Genomic DNA, 17,634 nt, shown 5'->3' with positions numbered 1-17,634 from the left:
ATGAACGGGACCCGCCCGGCGGTATATTCGCGACGGGACGCGACACTGGAGGGAACCGCCTCATGTCGACCCCTGATCTCGCGACCACGCCCTTGGACCTGCCCGCCATACGGGGCCGGGTCGATGTCGTGCTGTCCGCATTCCTGGAGGAGAAGGCCCGCGAGGCCGCCGCGGACAGCCATCCGGCGGTGGTCACGGCGTTCCTCCGGAACTTCCTCTTCTCCGGCGGCAAACGCCTGCGGCCCCTGCTGTGCGTCATCGGCTGGCACGCGGCGGGCGGCCACGGCATCCCCGCCCCCACCGTGAGAGTGGCGGCCTCGCTGGAGATGTTCCACGCGTTCGCCCTCATCCACGACGACCTCATGGACGACTCGGACACCCGCCGCGGGCGGCCCACCGTCCACCGGGCCTTCGCCGACCGCCACCGCACCGGCCGCAGCAGCGCCTGCGCCGACCGGCTGGGCCGCAGCGCCGCCGTCCTCATCGGCGACGTCGCCCTCGTCTGGTCCGACGAGCTCCTGCACACCGCCGGGCTGCGCCCCGGCCGCCTCGCGCACCTCCTTCCGCTGATCGACGCGATGCGCACCGAGGTGATGTACGGCCAGTGCCTCGACCTGCTGGCCACCGGCCGGCCCACGGCGAGCACCTCCTACGCGCTCGCGATCGCCCGCTGCAAGACCGCCAAGTACACGGTGGAGCGCCCTCTGCACATCGGCGCCGCCCTCGCCGGCGCCGGCCCGGCCTTCCGCGCCCTGCTCAGCGACTACGCCCTGCCGCTGGGCGACGCCTTCCAGCTCCGCGACGACCTCCTCGGCGTCTTCGGCGACCCGGCCGTCACCGGCAAGTCCCGCCTGGACGACCTCAGGGACGGCAAGCACACCACCCTCGTCGCCCTGGCCCTCGAACGCGCCGACCGCGCTCAGCGGCGGGTCCTGCACACCCTGCTCGGCAACCCCGACCTGGACGAGCGGGGCGCCGACCGCATCCGCCGCCTGCTCGCCGAGACCGGCGCCCACGCGACCGTCGAGCAGCTCATCCAGTCCCGCTGCGCCCAGGCCGAACAGGCCCTCGACCACGACGCCTTCCCGCCCGCCGCGCGCACGGCGCTGCGCGGCCTGGCCCGGGAGGCGGCCGTACGGACCGCGTGATCCGGGGGGACGCGCGGTCCGTCGTGCGGCGTGGCGCTACGTCAGTGCGCGCGTGGCCGGGGCGCCGGCAGTGCTCAGCACCTGCCCGGGCCGACCCCGTCCATCCTGCCTCCGAAGTCCCTGAGGTAGGTGGAACGCCAGTCGCCGTTGTGCGTCACGCGCTTCTCACTGGGCTCGTAGCCCTTGAAGCAGGCGTCGGTGGAGGCGACGAACGAGCCGACGTGGTCGTGGAGCACCGGCGGCAGGTCGCGGTAGCCGCTGTTGGCGGTCCACTCCCAGGCCTTTCCGCCGAAGTTCTCGGCGCTGTAGAAGCAGACCGACCCTCCCGGGCACGCGGGGGCCGCGGCGGCGGAGGCCGGCGGGGCGCAGGGCAGGCACAGGGCCGCCGCGGCTGCAAGAACGAGGGACGCACGGACGCGGGACGCGATCATCTCTTCCTCCGGGGATGTGCGTGGGGCGGGTTACGGAGAGAGCGTCCTGCGCGCGGAGCGGGGCACGGGCGTGACCTCCCCGGCGGCGCACCCGTAAGGAGCACACACGTGTCCGCCGCCCCGGGGACGCCCCGCGTCAGCCCTGCGGTGCCGAGGTGACCTTCTTGCCCTGGTCGTTCACGGCGAACCACAGCCCCTGCTTGCCCTGCCCCGCGGTGTCGCCGGGCTTCTTGTCGCCCGTGAACCAGTACACCGGCCAGCAGTCGACCGCCAGCTGCTTCGTGCCGTCCGGCCGCGTGACCGTGCCGATCAGCTTGTCGGGCACCCCGCGCACGGCGCTCTTCTCGACGGGCTCCGCCGGCTTCCACGTGTCCAGGCAGGTGCCGGTGCAGGCGAACTTCATGGGCCAGGCGCTGTCCTTGTTGAACCGGTAGAGCGTACGGCCCTTACCGTCGACGACGATCTTGCCGAGGGCGGGGTTGTCCGCCACCGAGACGCCGGCGGGGGCCTGCGCGTCCGGCTTCCCGCCCTGTGATCCGTCCTGTTTGCCGCCGCCGGCCTTCTTGCCGTCGGGAGCGAAGGCGCTCCACGTGCCGCCGACGCCCTGCCCCTTGGTGTCGCCGGGCGCGGTGTCCTTGGCGTAGCGGTAGACGGGCCACCCCGCGAGGGTGAGCTGCTTCGTGCCGTCGGTGCGCTGCACCTCCCCGACCGCCGCCCCGATCCCGGACGCGGCGGTCGCGTCGCCGGCGGGCACGGGCGGCCAGGCCTTCGCGCAGTCGCCGTCGCACATGGAAGCGGGCGGCTGGGCCGTGTCCTTGTCGAAGCGGTAGAGGGTCATGCCGGCGCTGTCCGCGACGACGGAGCCGATCCCCGGGGCCTCACGCACCGTCATCTCCTTGGCCGGGGCGTTCTTGGCCTGTGTTTGCGAGGAGCCGCCGGAGCCGTAGGAGCCGGCCGGGCCCGCCCCGTACCCCTCGCCGATCTTCGAGGAGCTCCCGGCCGGGGCCTTGCCGTAGTCGTCCTTCGCCGACGAGCCGCTGCCGCCGCAGGCCGCCGTGAGCACCATGACCGTGATCGCCGTTCCCGCGAGGGAGGCGTGACGCAGCTTGTTCATGAATCGTCCTTTGCTCGTGTGCCGGCGGTGGTCCGCCGTTGCAGGGGAGATACGGGGCCGGCCCGCCGTACGCTCAGCGGGGCCGGAAACTTGTCATCCGGTGACAGAAAGCGGCACGAGGTGTTCAGCCGGCGGCCGCGATGCGCAGGGCGAGGGCGGGACAGCGCCGCACCGCTCGCAGGGCCCGTCCGCGCATCCGTGCGGGCAGGGGCATCACGGCCCGTTCGGGATAGCCGTCCGCGCCGAGCCGCAGCAGCCCGGGGAGCAGGTCCGCGCACAGGCCGTGCCCCCGGCACAGCGTCCAGTCCACCAGCAGCTGTTCGGCCGGGGCCTGCGCGGAGGAGTCCGTACGGGCCCCGGACACGGCGGTGTGCAGCTCCCCCTCGGGCAGCGGCAGGGCGCCGAGCACCGGGCGGGCGCAGCCGTGCCCGAGGGCGTGGGCCGCGAACTCGTCGGCGAAGACCGCGAGGGCGGACGCCACGAAGCGGGCGCTGCCGTCGGGGTGCCCGCACGCGCCGCGCTGCTCCACCGCCGACATCCGGGCGCGCGCGGCGTCCAGGGCACGCTGCCCGCCGCCGTCCGCCGCCTCGGCGAGCGCGTCCGCCAGGGAGGGCAGGCCGAGGGCGCACGGCCCGCACTGCCCGGCCGACTGCGCCGCCAGCCACCGGGCCATCCGCACGACCTCGCCCACGGGGCAGGTCGTCTCGGGCAGCGGCAGCACCGCGCCGGCCCCGAGGACGCCGCCGGCCGCGGCGAGCGAGTCGCGGGAGACCGTGGCCGCGCGGGCCGCCTCGGGCGGCAGCCAGCTGCCGTGGTAGCCGCCGACCAGCACACCCTGGCCCGGTGCGGTCCCGCACAGGTCGAGGATGTACGTCAGGGGCACGCCGGTCGGCGTCTCCACGACGTGGGTGCCGGCCACCGTCAGCATCACGGTGCCGGGCTCGGTGGGCAGCCCGCAGGCTCCGTAGCCCGTGGCCCCGAGCCGCGCCGCGGCGGCGAGCTGGGCGAACGTCTCGGTGTTGGAGAGCAGGGTGGGGGCGCCGCCGAGTCCGCTCTCGCTCGTGCGGACCCTGCGCCCGGACGGCAGGGCCGGGCCGCCCTCGATGCCGCGGACGAGCGCGGAGCTCTCGCCGGTGACGAAGCGCTCGGGCAGCAGGGTCACGTCGGCCTGCGGCCCGGGCTCCGGCCCGCGCTCGGCGAGGGCGCGCCGCACCGACCGCTCGACGTCGGGCCGGGTCACGCCGACGGCCACGCGGTCGGCGCCGAGGGCCCGCGCCGCCATGAGCGCGCCGTCAAGGACCAGGTGGGGCGCGTAGAGCAGCAAGGCCGTGTCCTTGAGGCAGCCGGGCTCGCCCTCGCTGCCGTTGACGACGACGGACGCGGAGGAGCCCTTGCGGCGCTGCGCCGCGGCGACGGCGCGCAGCTTGCGGGCGAACAGGAAGCCCGCGCCGCCCCGGCCGCGCAGCCCGATGTCCTCGGCGAGCGCGGCGAGTTCGTCCACGTCCGGGCCGGGGGCGGGGCCGTGCGCGGCCAGGTGGGCCTCGCGGTCCATCCACGCCGTCTCGTCCAGCCCCGCCAGCAGCCGCGGCGGTCCGACGGTGGCCAGGGAGGGCACGGGCCCGGGTGCGGTCCGGTTCATGACTGCCCCCCGGCGCCGGTGCGCTCCGCGCGCTCCTCGCGCAGCCGTGCGCGCAGGCGCAGGGTCAGGGCGGCGGCCACTCCTGCCAGGCACAGCGCGTACGCCGCGGTGGCCCAGCCGGCCGCCGGCCGGCCCGCGTGCAGGCCGTGCACCAGGGCCGCGCCCCAGGCCGGGTAGGCCGCCATGTGCAGAGCCCGCCACCGGCGCGAGCCGCCGACGCTGCTGAACGCGCTGCGGAAGGCACCGCTGACGGCCACCGCGACGAAGAGGTAACCCGCCATCGTGCCCAGGCCGATCAGGAACGGCTGCCCGTTGTCGGCGAACGGAACGGCCGCGGCCGCCGGGCTGGTACGGTCCTCGGCAACCTTGACCCAGATGTGCAGGGCGAGAAAGCCGAGCCCGGCCACGGCCAGTCCGCGGTGCACGCCCTGGGCGAGGAGGCGGTGGGCCGAGCCCAGCAGGCGCCGGTCGGTCGCCGCCAGACCCCACAGCACCGTGGAGGTGAGCGAGACGAGCGCGAGCACTCCCGCGCCGAAGTCGAGGAACTCCTGCGTCCGTTCGGCCACGCCGGCCTGTGCGGCGACGGCGAGGAGCAGCAGGATCGCCGCGGGCAGGGCCGGGCGGGCCGAGGGCCGCATCTGCGGCCGGCCCCGCGCCCTGCCGGCCCGGCTCCCGGCGGCGGGGCGGGACCGGCCGCGGGGCCGGGCCCGTGGGCGCGGCCGTGGCCGCGGTCGGGGCGGCGGCGGGATGGTTTGCATTCGCGACATGTGCATGCGGGTCTCCGACAGGTGGCCGCCGGTGCTTCCGGCAACCGCCCGTGTTCCTGAGAAATCCGGAAATCCCTCGCATCGGCGTTGTCCGCCGGGAGGGCCCTTGTTGAATTCACGCGGTGTGACCGGCCGGCCACCGGAGGTCCGGCGGCCGAATGTGCAGAAGCATCGTCCATCTCCGCAGGATCTTCATAAGGTTTATCGCGCTGTGACAAATTCCCGTACGGCTGTCCCCCCGGCGGCCGCCGACTGCTGATGATGCCCACTCAGGCGAGAGGGCCCGGACCGCAATGCACGGCTTCCCGTCCCTCGCGCCCGGTACGGAAGTCCGGAGGTAGACGATGTGCGAAATCCTTAACCGCATCTGGTCACGACCGCGCGGCGAGTGGACCCGGGTGGTGAGAAAGGAGCTCCCCGCGGTCGCCGCCCAGGTGGTCGAGGAACTGCAGCGCAGCACACCGGCGTTCGCGGCGGTCTCCCGGCGCATCGGCACGGAAGCGACACAGGCCGCCGTCGAGCAGGCGCTGCTGCTGACCCTCGGGCTGCGGCCCGCGCCGGACCCGCAGCAACCCCGCATACCGCAGCAGCGGCGAAAACCGGCCCGCGTCGTCACCCCCATGCCCGGCACCCGGGCGCGCCAGGCCCTCTTCGCCGCCCTCGCCGACGACCGGTGCATCCCCGCCGACGTGCTCGCCGAACTCGCCGCCCAGGCGGCCTGGCCGCTGCCGCGCCGGGTCCGGGCCGTCGTCCTCGCCGGCGCCGGCACCGCGGACGCGCCGGTGCCCGCGCCCCACCTCGTGCCCCCGCCCTCCCCGCAGCTCACCTCCCAGCTGGCGGCGGCGCTCGGCCAGGGCCTGCCCGGCACGGTCGAGGCCGACCTGTGCCTGCTGATCCCCGACCCCGGGCCGCGCGCCCGCCCCGCCCTGGAGGCGGCCCTGGACGCGGCGCTCGGCGGCCGCCCGGCCGCCGTCGGCCACTCCGTGCCCGTCGCGGAGGCCGCCGCGTCGCTGCGCTGGGCGCGCCGGCTGCTGGGGCTCGCGGGAGCGGTGACCGGCCCGGCCGAACGCATCACCTTCGTCGACGACCACCTGTCCGACCTGCTCGTGCTGCAGGACGAGTCCCTGGCGCGGGCCCTGTCGGCGCGGTGGCTGCGCCCGCTGGACGACCTCACCCCGCGGCAGAGCGAGCGCCTGGAAGTGACGCTCCTGGCCTGGCTGGAGAGCGGCGGCGCCCCGGAGGCGGCCCGCACGCTCAACGTGCACCCGCAGACGGTCCGCTACCGCCTCCGCCAGATCGAGAAGCTCTTCGGGCCCGCGATGCGCGAGCCGCACAGCCGCTTCGAGCTGGAGCTCGCCCTCCGCAGCCGGCGGCTCATGGCCAGGGCCCGGCTGCTGCGCTCCCGGGCCCACGGCTCCGCCCGGGCCCTCGGCGCCGCGGTACACCCTCTCGGGGCGGCGGGCCGGGCGGCCCGGGTCAACGGCCTGTGAGCCGTGGCGTGGCGCCGTGGAACGGGCACGTGCGGACGTGCCCCGCGCCGGACGGCGCCGCCGTTGCGGCAAAAAAGACCCGCCGCAACGGCGAGAAGCCGCAGCGGCGAGAGTCCGGCGGAAGGTCAGCCGACCGCAACCGGAGACACAACTGATCCGCCGGAACGGCACACGGCGGCCCCGAATCCGGCAGTTCGGGGCCGCCGCCTTCCCGGCGCGGGTGGCAGTGGGGGGTGAGCGCACCCGCGCCGGGGGCTGGGGGTGTCAGCAGGTCCGGCCGGAGTTGATGCAGGACACCGCCTTCGCCATCAGGGCGTCCTGCATCACGTTGATGAAGTCCCCGTGGTCGGTGACGGGCTTGTGCAGCTGCTCGGGGAAGCTGTCCACGGCGAACGGGACGCCGGCGGGCACGTCGTAGGTGATGCGCTGCACCAGCTGCGGCACGGCCCGGAAGCCCCGCGGGCAGGAGCCGTCCGCGCGGGCGAAGGCGACGTGGGTGCGGTGGTTGGCGCTGTCGGTGCTGCGCCCGTCCCAGCAGTTCTGGAAGGCGAAGGTGCGGACCACGTCCGAGCCGTCCGGGCAGATCGGGTATTTGTCCTTCAGCTGCCGGTTCTCGAAGCCGGTGCAACTCCACGAGGCATTCGCGTTGGCGAGCCCGTTCGTGAGTGCTTTGGCGTCTCCTGTGATGATGCGGAGGAATCGCGGCATCGCGGTCACTTTCGTCGCCGGGCTGCCGCGGAACTGCAGGGTCACGGACGCGGGCCGCAGGATGGTTCCCATGTTCCCGTCGTGCCCGCCGCCGGGCGCATTCGCGTCCGGCGCGGCCTTTCCGTTGAGGACGCGCAGCACGGGCCAGTAGTGCGTCGACTTGTCCCCGTTGGTGCAGGTCGTGTCTGCGGCGGCGAGGCTCGCGTCGGTGGAAAAGGCGTCGGTGGATTTGTTGCCCACGTAATCGTGCATGTGGTGTGCGCCGTTGCGCACCCCGGGCGTCACGATGACGTTGTCGGGGTTGAAGTGCCCATTTTCATTGCGTCCGCAAACAGTGGTGAACGTGCCGGTCGAGCCGGCCCGGCCGGCGGCGGGGGTGCGCTTCACGGGGGCGTTCCTGATGTCGGCGAAGTCGGCGCGGGACGGGCCGCCCGGCATGCCCCGGTCGCCCAGCTGGGAGCTGAGGGGCCGGGAGGAGTCGTCGGCCGCTGCCGTGCTGACCTCGCTGGTGGTGCAGCGGCTCAGCCCGGTGAGCCCGTCCGTGGCGGAGCCGGTGTTCCCCGCGGCGCGCATGGAGCCGGCGATGCGGCCTATGGTCTCGGTGCGCTGCTGCTGGAGGTCGCCGAGCACCGCGCCGGCACCCGCGTCCGCCCCGCCGTGGCCGCCGGAGTCGTGGCCGCCGGAGTCGTGACCGGCGCCCGTCAGCCGCCCGTAGGCCTGGGCCACCTGGGCGTCGAGCTGGGACAGCCCCCGGGAGACGGCGGGCTGCGCGGCGGCGGGGACGTCCCGCAGCCGGTCGCCGACGTCGGGGCAGGAGATGGTCGTCGCCGCCGGTGAGACGTTCTGCCGCTCGCTTCCGCCGGCGTCCCGGGCGGCCCCGGCCGAGGCGTGGTTGGCGACGATCGCCGTACCGCCTCCGCCGAGCAGCAGCGCCGCGGCCGCGACCACCGCCCGGGTCCTCAACTTCGAGCGTTTGTGGGCCTGTCGCATCATGTGGGGTCACTTCTTTTCATTGTCGCCTGGGTGGGGGAAGTCGACGAGTCCGGTGTTCTCGAGGACGGTGATGTGGTCGAGGACGACGGTGTTGGCGCGCGTCGCCAGGGCCCGTACCAGCGCGTTGGAAGTGCGGTCGCGTACGAGGGCCACCAGGCCGAAGACCTTGCCGTGGGCGGTGCGCACGAGGTTCGCGAAGAGCCGGTCGAAGGCCGCGCCCCGGGAGCCCTGCAACTGGTCCAGCCACCCCTGCTGCTCGGCGCTCGGCCGCTCCGGCAGGCTCACGCCCAGGGAGCGGGCCGTGTCCGCGGACCGCTGGTCGAGCTCGGTGTGGCCGTCCACGAGGTGCTCGCCGGCCATCCGCACGGCGTCCGTGGTGCCGCGCTCCAGGGCGAGCTTCCCCGCGGGCTTCTCCCAGAGCCCGGCGAGGCGGACCCGCCGGACGAAGTCCCGGTCCAGCGCGGTCAGCGGCCCCGACGGCGTCTGCCGGGTGCCCTCGCCGTCGTCGGTCCACGCGGTGCGCGCACTGGCCGCCGCGGTCCCGGCACCGCCGAAGAGGTATACGGGGATCAGCAGTGCCAGCAGGGTCGCGGCGAGCGAGAAGACGACGAGCCCGGTGCCGAGGGTCCGCCGGGACGCGGGCGACAGCGCCCGCAGGGAAGACACGGATCGCAGGGAGGACACGGACCGCAAGGGGCGTGCGGATCGCAAGGGACGTACCGGTCGCATGGCACCTTCTTCGCTCGACTCGGCTGAACGCCCACGGACGCTAATCGCCGCGCGAACGCGGCGGACGAGGATTCGCCCCCGGTGACAAACCCCCGTCCCGGGCCGTCCTACGCTGCTACCGTTCCGCGCGCGCACGGAATGTTCACATCAGCCGACGCCGAAGGAGCCCTGGAACATGACCACTTCACGTGTCCGGCGCGTCCGGGTCCCGCGCGACGTCCCGGGCGTCGGCGCGTTCACGGCGCCCGGCTACGCCGCGCCGCCGCCCCCGTCCACCACGCGGTGGTCCCCTGCCTGCTCACCCGCGCGGCCGGGACCGCCCCCCGCGGCTGACCCCGTGCCCGCTCACAGCTCGACGAGCGCCTGCACCGGGAGGTGGTCGCTCGGGAAGCGGCCGTCGAGGGAGTACGTGTTGACGGCGGCCTGCAGCGTACGGACCGGCGGAGACGCCAGGATCCAGTCGATGCGGTCCCCGTCCGGGACCAGCGGCCGGTAGCCGTGGAACGTCGCGTACTGCGGGCCGCGTTCGGCCGCGGTGTCCCAGGTGTCGGCCAGGGCGCCGCCGCCGAGCAGCGCGTCGTAGACGGGGTTGGCGTGGGCCGGGACGTTGAAGTCGCCCGTGACGATGCGGGGGAGCGCCGGGTCCAGGGCCCGCAGCCGCTCGGTGATCAGCTCCGCGCTGCGCTCCCGCGCGTACTGGTGGGCGTGGTCGAGGTGGGTGTTGAGGAGGTAGAAGCCCGCACCGGAGTGCCGGTCCGTGAATCGGATCCAGCTCGCCATGCGGACGACCGTGTTTCCCCAGGTGGCCGAGCCGATGAGGGACGGGGTGCCGGACAGCCAGAAGTGGTCGAACTCCTCCGGCGCGAGCCGCAGGGCGTCGTAGAAGACGGCCCCGAACTCGTCGTGGCTGCCGCCGTGCCGGCCCAGTCCGAGCCAGGCGTAGCGGGGGCCGAGGTCCTCGGCGATGTCGCGCAGCTGCCGGTGCAGGCCCTCCTGTGTCCCCAGCACGTGGGGTCTCTCGTGGCGCAGCAGCCGCCGCATCACGGGCCGGCGCCGCGACCACGGATGGGGGTCGTTCTCCGAGGCGTACCGCAGGTTGAACGTCATCACGCGCAGTCCCCACCGGCCGGCGTGCGGAACAGGGGCAGGCATGGTGCCTCCTCGTCGGGAGGGTCCGGAACGTCCCAGAGGATCCTCCCGGTGCGCGGCCGCGGGGGCAAGGAGCGCGGCGGCCCCGGCGCCCGGATCCTGCCGCCGTCCGCTCGCCGCGGCGCGTTCCCGTGATGCCGGTCACTGCGGCTTCTGGTGCCTGTGATGCTTACTGTGACTGATCGTCACCAGCACGAACCTGCCGGAAGGATGCGCCCATGCCGTACGCCGGGACCGCGGACGGGATCCGCATCGCCTATCAGACCGAGGGGGACGGGTCCCCGCTCGTGCTGCTGGCGGGCCAGGCCAACAACCACCACTGGTGGGACGGCGTCCGCGACGACTTCCGGGCCGCCCACCGCACCGTCACCCTCGACTACCGCGGCACCGGCGCGAGCGATAAGCCCGACGAGCCGTACAGCACCGAGGGGTTCGCGCAGGACGTGATCGCGGTCCTCGACGCCCTCGGTGTCGAGCGCGCCCACGTCTACGGCACTTCCATGGGCGGACGCGTCGCGCAGCAGCTCGCCGTCCGGCACCCGGAGCGGGTGCGCGCCCTGGTCCTCGGCTGCACGTCGCCGGGCGGCGGGCACGCGGTCGAGCGCAGCGACGAAGTCCGCAGGTCCCTGGCCCGGCCCGGGCCCGCTGCGGGGCAGGCGCTGCGCGCCCTGATGTACACCCCGGCCTGGCCCGCCGCGCATGGCGGCCCCTCCCGCGTGCTGGGCGATCCGGCCATGCCGGCGTACGCCCGGCGCCGGCACCTGGCGGCCAGCAACGGGCACGACGCGTGGGACGCGCTGCCCGGCGTCTCCGCGCCCACGCTGGTGGTGCACGGCGGCGACGACCTCCTCAACCCCGCCGCGAACGCGCGCCTCCTCGCGGACCGCATCCCGGGCGCCCGGCTGCACCTGATCCCCGGCGCCCGGCACGCCTACTTCGAGGAGTTCCGGGCGGTGGCGAGCCCGCTGGTGCTGGACTTCCTCGCGGAGTGCGAGCGCGGCACGTGAACGGCGGTACGTGAAGGGGAGCCCGCGTCAGTCCGGCTCGGCGATCAGGAGCGTGCCGCCGGGCGGCGGCCGAAATGCACCGTCTTCGCGACCAGCAGGAACAGGTCCGGACGGTGGTCGACCCCCGCGGGGTCGGCCGGATCGAGCAGCCGGTCCAGCGTCGCCGTGTCCTCCGCGTCCAGCGCCTCGGCGCTGATGCGGCGCTGCCGCTCCAGCGTCTGCCGCACGAACTTCCGTGTCTCCTCGTCCAGGGGCGCCGGCCGGTCCACGAGGAAGGTCCTGCTCCGCACCTCGGTCAGGCCGGCCGCCCGCAGCATCCCGGACCAGTTCTCGGTCACCGCCACGGACCCGGGCAGCTCCTCGCGCATCCGGGCGAAGCGGCCCGCCATCGCCGCGTCCAGGCGGCTGTGCAGGTCCGGCCGTCCGAAGCCCGGGTCGCGCGGCAGGCACCGGGCCGGCAGCCCGCCCTCGACGACGGCCAGCACGCCGCCGGGCGCGAGCAGCCCGGCGAGCCGGTCCAGGGCGCCCTGCTGGTCGCCGACGTGGTGCACCACCTGCCCGGACCACACCAGGTCCGCGGTCCCCAGGCCGTCGAGCCCCTCCGGGAACTCCGCCGCCCGCGTCCGCAGCCGGACGCCGAGCCGCGCGGCCCTCTTCTCCGCCAGGGCCAGCAGCTCCGGCGCGCCGTCGACCGCGACGACCTCGGCCCGCGGGAACACCGACGCGAGCCGGCAGGCCGCGACCCCCGGGCCGCTGCCGACGTCCAGGATCCGCCCCGGCGCCGGAACCAGCCGCTCCAGCTCTTCGAAGGCCTGCTGCACGTAGGGGCTGTGGGCCTCGCCCTCGAGCTCCAGCATGCCCGCCAGCGCGGCCCAGTCGAAGTCGTTCGTCTCGTCCGCCATCTCATCCGCTCCTGGTCTCGTGCCCGTGCCGGGCGCGCGTTCGTGCCGTCTTGGCGCAGACTGTGCGGCCTGACCGGACTCCTTGACAAACCTTGTTGCTGTTTCTGCAATAGAGGGATGGAAGAAGTGCTCGCCGCCGTCGGACCGCGGCTCAAACGCATCCGCAGGCAGCGCCAGTGCACCCTCGCCGCGCTGTCGGAGGTCACAGGGATCTCCGTCAGCACGCTGTCCCGGCTGGAGTCCGGGCAGCGGAAGCCGAGCCTGGAGCTGCTGCTGCCGATCGCGCACGCCCACCAGGTGCCCCTCGACGAGCTGGTCGGCGCGCCCCCGGTCGGCGACCCGCGGGTCCGCCTCAAACCGGTCCGCCGCGGAGACTCGACCGTGGTGCCGCTGACCCAGCAGCCGGGCGGGCTGCAGGCCTTCAAGATGGTCATCGGCCCCACCCGGAGCACGCCCGAGCCGCGCACCCACGAGGGCTACGAGTGGCTGTACGTGCTCAGCGGCCGGCTGCGGATGGTGCTCGCCGACCACGACATCGTGCTCCAGACGGGAGAGGTCGCCGAGTTCGACACCCGGCTGCCGCACTGGTTCGGCTCCACCGGCGACGGCCCCGTGGAGATCATCAGCCTGTTCGGCCCCCAGGGCGAGCGCATGCACGTCCGCGCCCGGCCGGCGGACGAGACCTGACACTCGCTCAAAATTCCTGTTGCCGCAGGCGGACCTCCGTGGCGATGTTGTGGGCTGCCGCCCTTGTGCCCATCCCCGGAGACGTCCCGTGCCCGAAGCTCCCCCCGCCGCCCGGCCCGCGCAGCGCACCCGCTACCTCGCCGACATCACCCCTCTGCGCCGCTCCGCGGACTTCCGCCGCCTGTGGGCCGGGAACACCGTGTCCTGGGTGGGCCAGCAGATGACCGCCCTCGCGGTCTCCCTGCAGGTCTACGCGATCACCGGCTCCACGTTCTCCGTGGGCCTGGTCGGCCTGTGCTCCCTCGTCCCGCTGATAGCCGCCGGCCTGTACGGCGGAGCCGTCGCCGACACCGTCGACCGCCGGACCCTCGGCCTGGCCAGCGCCTCCGGCGCCACACTGCTGTCCGTCGTGCTGGCCGCCGCCGCGCTGCTCGACCTGCGGCAGGTGTGGCTGCTCTACACGGTCGTCGCCCTGCAGTCGGTCTGCTTCGCCATGAACAGCCCGGCCCGCAGCGCGATGATCCCCAAGCTCCTGTCCCCGGAGCAGCTTCCCGCGGCGAACGCCCTGACCTCCCTGACCACGAACCTCGGGCTCATGGGCGGCCCCATGCTCGGCGGCGCCGTCGTCGGCCTCTGGGGCTTCCAGGCCGCCTACCTGGTCGACGTGGTCTCGTTCGCCTTCGCCCTGTACGCGATGTGGCGCCTGCCCTCCATGCGCCCCGAGAAGAGCGACGGCCGGCCGGGGAAGGGACGCGCCTCCGTCCGGGGCGGCCTGCGCTTCCTCGTCACCCGCCCCAACCTGCGCATCACCTTCCTCGCCGACCTGGCCGCCATGGTCCTGGCCCAGCCCAGGGCGCTCTTCCCGGCCATAGCCGGGCTCTGGTACGGCGGGGACACCAAGACCGTCGGCCTGCTGGTCGCCGCGCCCGCCGTCGGGGCGGTGCTGGGCGGGCTGTTCTCCGGCTGGCTCGGCCGCATCCACCGGCACGGGCTCGCCGTGCTGCTCTCCGTCGGCGGCTGGGGCGCCGCCGTCACCGTCTTCGGGCTGAGCCGCAACCTCTGGCTCGGCCTGCTCTTCCTCGGGCTCGCCGGATGCGCCGACAGCATCTCGGCGGTCTTCCGCACCACCATGCTCCAGGCGGCCACCCCCGACGACATGCGGGGCCGGCTCCAGGGCGTCTTCATCGTCGTGGTAGCGGGCGGGCCGCGCCTGGGCGACTTCCTCGCGGGATCCGCCGCGGACCTCGCCTCACCGTCCTGGGCGGTCGTCGGCGGCGGGCTCGCCTGCCTGGCGGCGACCGCGCTCATCGCCGTCCAGTGGCGCAACTTCGCGCGCTACGACGCGCGCTCGCCGCAGCCGTAGGGGAAGAGGGCGCGCGCCGGCGCCCGGCCGGGCAGAGACGGTCGCGCCGTCGCCGGTCACTCGCCCGCCAGCCCGGCAGCGGCCGGCGGTGCCCGCCCCGCGGCGCATACGGCCCCTTCGCGGCAAGCTGCTCTTCAGGCGTCCCGCTGCTGACCGTCCGCTCCGTCCGCTCCGTGCGCTCCCGCGCCGGCGTCAGCCGTGCTCCCGCCCCCGCAGCAGCAGGCTCCCCAGGTCCGTGCGCCGGTGCAGCACCGCTCGTCCCGCGCGCGCCGAGGTGACCAGTCCCGCGCCGCGCAGCGCGGCGGCGTGGGCGGAAGCGGTGGCGTTGCTGACGCCGAGCCGCCGGGCCAGGCCGCTCGTGGTGTGCTCCTGCGCGAGCACGGCCAGCACGTCGACGCGGGTCCGCCCGAGCACCTCGGCCAGGGACCCTTCCCTGCCGCCCGCTCCCTTTGGGGAGAGGGGCAGGCCCGGGCCGGCCGCGTAGCTCAGGACGAGGGGCCGGCCGGGCAGGTCGGCGACGAGCGGATGGCCGGTCCACTGGAACGCGGGCAGGAGCAGCACGCCCCGGCCGCGCAGCGCGAGGTCCCGCTCGCCGGGCGCCGGGAGCTCCCAGACGTCCCCCCGCAGCCGGCCGCCGGGCACGAGCGCGGCGAGGGCCGCGCCGACTCCGTGCTCGGCCACGGCCAGGGCGTGGCGGGTGAACTCCGCCCGGTGCAGGTCCTGCACGAGGGGCCACACCGGCCGCACGGCCGTCTCGAACGCCGCGTGCTGGGCGCGCCGGAGGACCTGCCAGGCACCGGCATCACCCCGGTGCAGGTCGCGGACCCACGGCGGGGGCGGCGCCGGATGGCCGGCGTACACGCGCTCCAGCTCCGTACGGACCAGGCCCGGGGGAGCGGCCCGCACGGCGTCCAGGCCGTGCTCCGGTGCATCGCCGGACTCCTCGCCGAACTCGTCGAGGAAGAGCGGGGCTCCGGCCGCGGTGACCAGGTCGCCCAGGGGCTCCACAGCCGCCGGCAGGTTACGGAGCAGCCGTTGCCGCCAGCGGCCGAAGAGCAGGTGGTCGTCGCCGCGGAACAGCATCATGAAGGCCGTGTTGAGCGCCTGCAGCGGCACGGGCCGCGGCGCGAACCTCACGCGCGCGAAGTCCGCGGCCGAGAACCGGATCCGTATCACTGCACTCCCGCCGGCACCGCGCCATCGTTTCGGGCAGGGCCTGAACCTTCGCCCGGGGCCGCCGCCGGGCACCAGCATGCAGGCCGTGCCCACGGCATTCACTCAAACGGCCGCCGGGTGGCACAAGGACCTACATCACCGCAGGTAAGGGGAGCGCCATGCTTCATCGTCACGTCGGCCGACGGGCCGTCACCAAGTCGGCCCTGGCGGCCACTGCGGGGGTGCTGCTCGCGGGCGGCACCGCCACCCCGGCCGCCGCGCAGGCGCGGGGGACCGCGGACGGCATCACGTTGCGGCTGCCGGCGCCGACGGGCCCGTACTGGACCGGGGTCACCACCCTCTACCTCGTCGACCGCTCCCGGCGCGACCCGCTGGAGCCGGAGATCCCCGTCCGCGAGGTGATGGCGTCCGTGTTCTACCCGGCCCGCACCGTACGCGGCTGCCGCCGCGCACCGCAGATGACCGCGGGCGCCGCCGCGGACTTCGGCGCGGACGGCCGCAGGAGCCACCCGGAGCTGCCCGCCTCGGGCGTGAACTGGGCGGCGACCACCACCCATTCGTACACGGGCGCCCCCGCGGACGCCGCGCGCCGGCGGCCCGTCCTGCTGTACAGCCCGGGAGGCGGCGACGCGCGCACCATGGGCACCGGCCCCGCGGAGGAACTGGCGAGCCACGGCTATGTGGTGGTGACCGTCGACCACCCGGGCGACGCCTGCGAAGTGGAGTTCCCCGTCGCCATGACCGGCCGGGACACCGTCCGCCCGACGGTGCTGCGCTACGACCCGAGGACGGACCCGGGCCTCTTCCGCACCCTGATCGACACCCGCGTCGCCGACCTCCGGTTCGTGATCGGCCGGCTGGAGGAACTGGCCGCCGGGCGGAACCCGGACGCGGCGGGCCGCCCCCTGCCGGAACACCTCGGCCGGGCGCTGGACCTGCGGAGCATCGGCGTCTACGGCCACTCGGCGGGCGGCACCGCGGCGGCCCTGGCGATGTACGAGGACCGGCGCATCAGTGCGGCTGCCGACCTGGAGGGCTACCTCGACCGGGCTCCCGATACGCCCGGCGGCCAGGGCGAGCTGTACCCGGTCGCCCGGTACGGAGCCGCCCGGCCGCTGCTCCTGCTGGGCACGGACGGCTTCCGCGACCGCAAGGCCCTGGAGCGCTCGTGGCCCGCGGTGCTCGCCCACTCGCGGGGACGCGCCTGCCGCCGGCAGCTCGACCACGCCGCGCACTGGGTGTTCACCGACTACGCGGCCCTGGTGCCGCAGTTGCAGACCGCCGGGCTGGTGACGGCCGCCGACCGCGCGAAGATGGTCGGGACGGCGGACCCGGCCGCAGCGGTGCCTGCGGTGCGCCACCACCTGCGCTCGTTCTTCGCCCGGCACCTGCCGGCGCACTGAGCGGGCACGGAACCTCACGGCTGATGCGCCGTCAGCACGTGGACCAGCTCGACGCGGGAGCGGATCCCGAGCGCGGCGAAGACGTTGCGCAGGTGGTGGTCGACGGTCCGGTGGCTGACGGCGAGGAGGGCGGCGACCTCGCGGTTCGTGCGGCCCTCGGCGACGTGCCGCGCCACCCGCAGCTGCTGCGGGGTGAGTGAGGCCGCGGGCCGGGGCCGGCCGCCCGGTTCGGCCTGCCCGGCGGCGCGCATCTCGTCGCGGGCCCGCTCCGTCCACACCTCCGCCCCGCACGCCTCGAACAGCAGCATCGCGCCCCGCAGGTGCGCGCGGGCGTCCCCGGGCCGCCGCAGGCGCCGCAGCGCCATGCCGAACGCCAGCTTCGTACGGGCCTGGGCGAACTCGGAGCCCACGCGCTCCACCAGCGCCAGGGCCCGTCCGAAGCACGGGTCCGCGCAGGCGGGCGCCGCGGTGGCGGCCAGCACGGCCCGGCAGTGCAGGACCGTGGCCCGGGCGCGCTGGTCGCCGGTCGCCTCCGCCCACTCCTCCAGGGTCCGCAGGATCAGCCGCGCCTGACGGCAGGCCCGCTTCCGCGCCGGGGCCGGGAGTCCGGCGACGGCGAGGGCGACGGCCTCCACCTGTTTCTTGCGAGGAGGCCCCGGCGTTCACGCCGGGGAGGAATCGCATCCGGGTGTTGCGGCGCGGAGCGTCGCCGTATCCGGTTCAGGGCGCGGAGCGCCCGTATCGCTGTCGGGTGCCGCCGGGGGTGCGAACGTGTGTACCCGTGCTCGCTGGTTGGGGTGGTGGCTGTGGGATTGGGTACGTGTGTGCGGCGGTCGCGCATATGGTCCTCCAGAGGGCTGGGGATGCCATGACTCCCGGCCGGGGACCGTGGGGGCGGGGTGGTGTGGGTGGGGGCGGCTGTGGAGGG

16 protein-coding genes are annotated in these 17,634 nt (G+C 75.0%); 6 read left to right on the top strand and 10 right to left on the bottom strand.

Annotated features, from left to right (window positions below):
* Positions 1-62 precede the first annotated feature (62 nt).
* A complete protein-coding gene (locus IF61_RS0100945; RefSeq protein ID WP_030364206.1) occupies positions 63-1,148 on the top strand; it encodes a polyprenyl synthetase family protein in 1,086 nt (361 codons plus the stop codon).
* Between the two features lie 74 nt (positions 1,149-1,222).
* On the opposite strand, the gene IF61_RS0100940 is transcribed toward IF61_RS0100945, so the two are convergent.
* The 4 genes from IF61_RS0100940 to IF61_RS31960 form a co-directional block, all read right to left on the bottom strand.
* Positions 1,223-1,579 carry a peptidase inhibitor family I36 protein gene (locus tag IF61_RS0100940; RefSeq protein ID WP_030364205.1) on the bottom strand — a complete coding sequence of 119 codons (357 nt, stop codon included), beginning with the start codon at positions 1,577-1,579 and terminating at the stop codon, positions 1,223-1,225.
* A gap of 136 nt (positions 1,580-1,715) precedes the next feature.
* Positions 1,716-2,693, bottom strand: coding sequence for an SCO0930 family lipoprotein (locus tag IF61_RS0100935; RefSeq protein WP_030364204.1), 978 nt, complete (start codon positions 2,691-2,693; stop codon positions 1,716-1,718).
* A gap of 124 nt (positions 2,694-2,817) precedes the next feature.
* Positions 2,818-4,332 carry an NADH-quinone oxidoreductase subunit NuoF family protein gene (locus IF61_RS0100930; protein ID WP_030364203.1) on the bottom strand — a complete coding sequence of 505 codons (1,515 nt, stop codon included), beginning with the start codon at positions 4,330-4,332 and terminating at the stop codon, positions 2,818-2,820.
* Positions 4,329-4,970 (bottom strand): hypothetical protein, encoded by a 642-nt coding sequence (locus IF61_RS31960; protein WP_043187321.1) that lies wholly within the window; start codon positions 4,968-4,970, stop codon positions 4,329-4,331. Before IF61_RS31960 ends, IF61_RS0100930 begins: the two co-directional genes overlap by 4 nt.
* Before the next feature lie 530 nt (positions 4,971-5,500).
* Here IF61_RS31960 and IF61_RS0100920 point away from each other — a divergent pair.
* On the top strand, positions 5,501-6,589 hold the full coding sequence (locus tag IF61_RS0100920; RefSeq protein ID WP_342667951.1) for a PucR family transcriptional regulator: 1,089 nt from the start codon (positions 5,501-5,503) through the stop codon (positions 6,587-6,589).
* A gap of 264 nt (positions 6,590-6,853) precedes the next feature.
* Here the strand turns inward: IF61_RS0100920 and IF61_RS0100915 are convergent, their stop codons facing one another.
* From IF61_RS0100915 to IF61_RS0100905, 3 genes are all read right to left on the bottom strand, one after another.
* The gene (locus IF61_RS0100915; protein WP_030364200.1) at positions 6,854-8,290 is read right to left on the bottom strand and encodes a DUF1996 domain-containing protein; all 1,437 of its coding nucleotides are present in this window, start codon (positions 8,288-8,290) and stop codon (positions 6,854-6,856) included.
* Between the two features lie 6 nt (positions 8,291-8,296).
* On the bottom strand, positions 8,297-8,956 hold the full coding sequence (locus IF61_RS0100910) for a DUF4142 domain-containing protein (RefSeq protein ID WP_043187451.1): 660 nt from the start codon (positions 8,954-8,956) through the stop codon (positions 8,297-8,299).
* Between the two features lie 408 nt (positions 8,957-9,364).
* On the bottom strand, positions 9,365-10,171 hold the full coding sequence (locus tag IF61_RS0100905; protein ID WP_052392292.1) for an endonuclease/exonuclease/phosphatase family protein: 807 nt from the start codon (positions 10,169-10,171) through the stop codon (positions 9,365-9,367).
* A gap of 215 nt (positions 10,172-10,386) precedes the next feature.
* On the opposite strand from IF61_RS0100905, the gene IF61_RS0100900 reads away from it, so the two are divergent.
* Complete coding sequence (locus IF61_RS0100900) at positions 10,387-11,175, top strand: alpha/beta fold hydrolase (RefSeq protein ID WP_030364197.1); 789 nt, start codon at positions 10,387-10,389, stop codon at positions 11,173-11,175.
* A gap of 44 nt (positions 11,176-11,219) precedes the next feature.
* Here the strand turns inward: IF61_RS0100900 and IF61_RS0100895 are convergent, their stop codons facing one another.
* Positions 11,220-12,077 (bottom strand): class I SAM-dependent methyltransferase, encoded by an 858-nt coding sequence (locus IF61_RS0100895; protein WP_030364196.1) that lies wholly within the window; start codon positions 12,075-12,077, stop codon positions 11,220-11,222.
* 117 nt (positions 12,078-12,194) lie between these two features.
* On the opposite strand from IF61_RS0100895, the gene IF61_RS0100890 reads away from it, so the two are divergent.
* Together IF61_RS0100890 and IF61_RS0100885 are read left to right on the top strand one after the other, a co-directional pair.
* Positions 12,195-12,764: a helix-turn-helix domain-containing protein gene (locus tag IF61_RS0100890; RefSeq protein WP_030364195.1), complete on the top strand. Its 570-nt coding sequence runs from the start codon at positions 12,195-12,197 to the stop codon at positions 12,762-12,764.
* A gap of 88 nt (positions 12,765-12,852) precedes the next feature.
* Entirely contained in the window at positions 12,853-14,127 is a 1,275-nt protein-coding gene (locus IF61_RS0100885; protein WP_030364194.1) for an MFS transporter, read from the top strand.
* A 192-nt stretch (positions 14,128-14,319) separates the two neighbouring features.
* Here IF61_RS0100885 and IF61_RS0100880 read toward each other — a convergent pair whose 3' ends face one another.
* Positions 14,320-15,303, bottom strand: coding sequence for a helix-turn-helix domain-containing protein (locus tag IF61_RS0100880; RefSeq protein ID WP_030364193.1), 984 nt, complete (start codon positions 15,301-15,303; stop codon positions 14,320-14,322).
* Between the two features lie 158 nt (positions 15,304-15,461).
* On the opposite strand from IF61_RS0100880, the gene IF61_RS0100870 reads away from it, so the two are divergent.
* Positions 15,462-16,706, top strand: a complete 1,245-nt coding sequence (locus tag IF61_RS0100870; protein WP_030364192.1) for an alpha/beta hydrolase — start codon at positions 15,462-15,464, stop codon at positions 16,704-16,706.
* Between the two features lie 14 nt (positions 16,707-16,720).
* Here IF61_RS0100870 and IF61_RS34995 read toward each other — a convergent pair whose 3' ends face one another.
* Positions 16,721-17,341: a LuxR C-terminal-related transcriptional regulator gene (locus IF61_RS34995; RefSeq protein ID WP_030364191.1), complete on the bottom strand. Its 621-nt coding sequence runs from the start codon at positions 17,339-17,341 to the stop codon at positions 16,721-16,723.
* Positions 17,342-17,634: the final 293 nt, after the last annotated feature.

This window comes from Streptomyces roseoverticillatus (assembly GCF_000719265.1).
GTDB lineage: Bacteria > Actinomycetota > Actinomycetes > Streptomycetales > Streptomycetaceae > Streptomyces > Streptomyces roseoverticillatus.
This window is presented reverse-complemented; position numbering and strand designations above follow the sequence as displayed.

What these genes read in the sequence shown, in the direction of transcription:
- IF61_RS0100945 (WP_030364206.1), top strand. Translation starts at nt 63, where the DNA reads ATGTCGACCCCTGATCTCGCGACCACGCCCTTGGACCTGCCCGCCATA.
- IF61_RS0100940 (WP_030364205.1), bottom strand. Translation starts at nt 1,579, where the DNA reads ATGATCGCGTCCCGCGTCCGTGCGTCCCTCGTTCTTGCAGCCGCGGCG.
- IF61_RS0100935 (WP_030364204.1), bottom strand. Translation starts at nt 2,693, where the DNA reads ATGAACAAGCTGCGTCACGCCTCCCTCGCGGGAACGGCGATCACGGTC.
- IF61_RS0100930 (WP_030364203.1), bottom strand. Translation starts at nt 4,332, where the DNA reads ATGAACCGGACCGCACCCGGGCCCGTGCCCTCCCTGGCCACCGTCGGA.
- IF61_RS31960 (WP_043187321.1), bottom strand. Translation starts at nt 4,970, where the DNA reads ATGCGGCCCTCGGCCCGCCCGGCCCTGCCCGCGGCGATCCTGCTGCTC.
- IF61_RS0100915 (WP_030364200.1), bottom strand. Translation starts at nt 8,290, where the DNA reads ATGATGCGACAGGCCCACAAACGCTCGAAGTTGAGGACCCGGGCGGTG.
- IF61_RS0100905 (WP_052392292.1), bottom strand. Translation starts at nt 10,171, where the DNA reads ATGCCTGCCCCTGTTCCGCACGCCGGCCGGTGGGGACTGCGCGTGATG.
- IF61_RS0100900 (WP_030364197.1), top strand. Translation starts at nt 10,387, where the DNA reads ATGCCGTACGCCGGGACCGCGGACGGGATCCGCATCGCCTATCAGACC.
- IF61_RS0100895 (WP_030364196.1), bottom strand. Translation starts at nt 12,077, where the DNA reads ATGGCGGACGAGACGAACGACTTCGACTGGGCCGCGCTGGCGGGCATG.
- IF61_RS0100890 (WP_030364195.1), top strand. Translation starts at nt 12,195, where the DNA reads ATGGAAGAAGTGCTCGCCGCCGTCGGACCGCGGCTCAAACGCATCCGC.
- IF61_RS0100870 (WP_030364192.1), top strand. Translation starts at nt 15,462, where the DNA reads ATGCTTCATCGTCACGTCGGCCGACGGGCCGTCACCAAGTCGGCCCTG.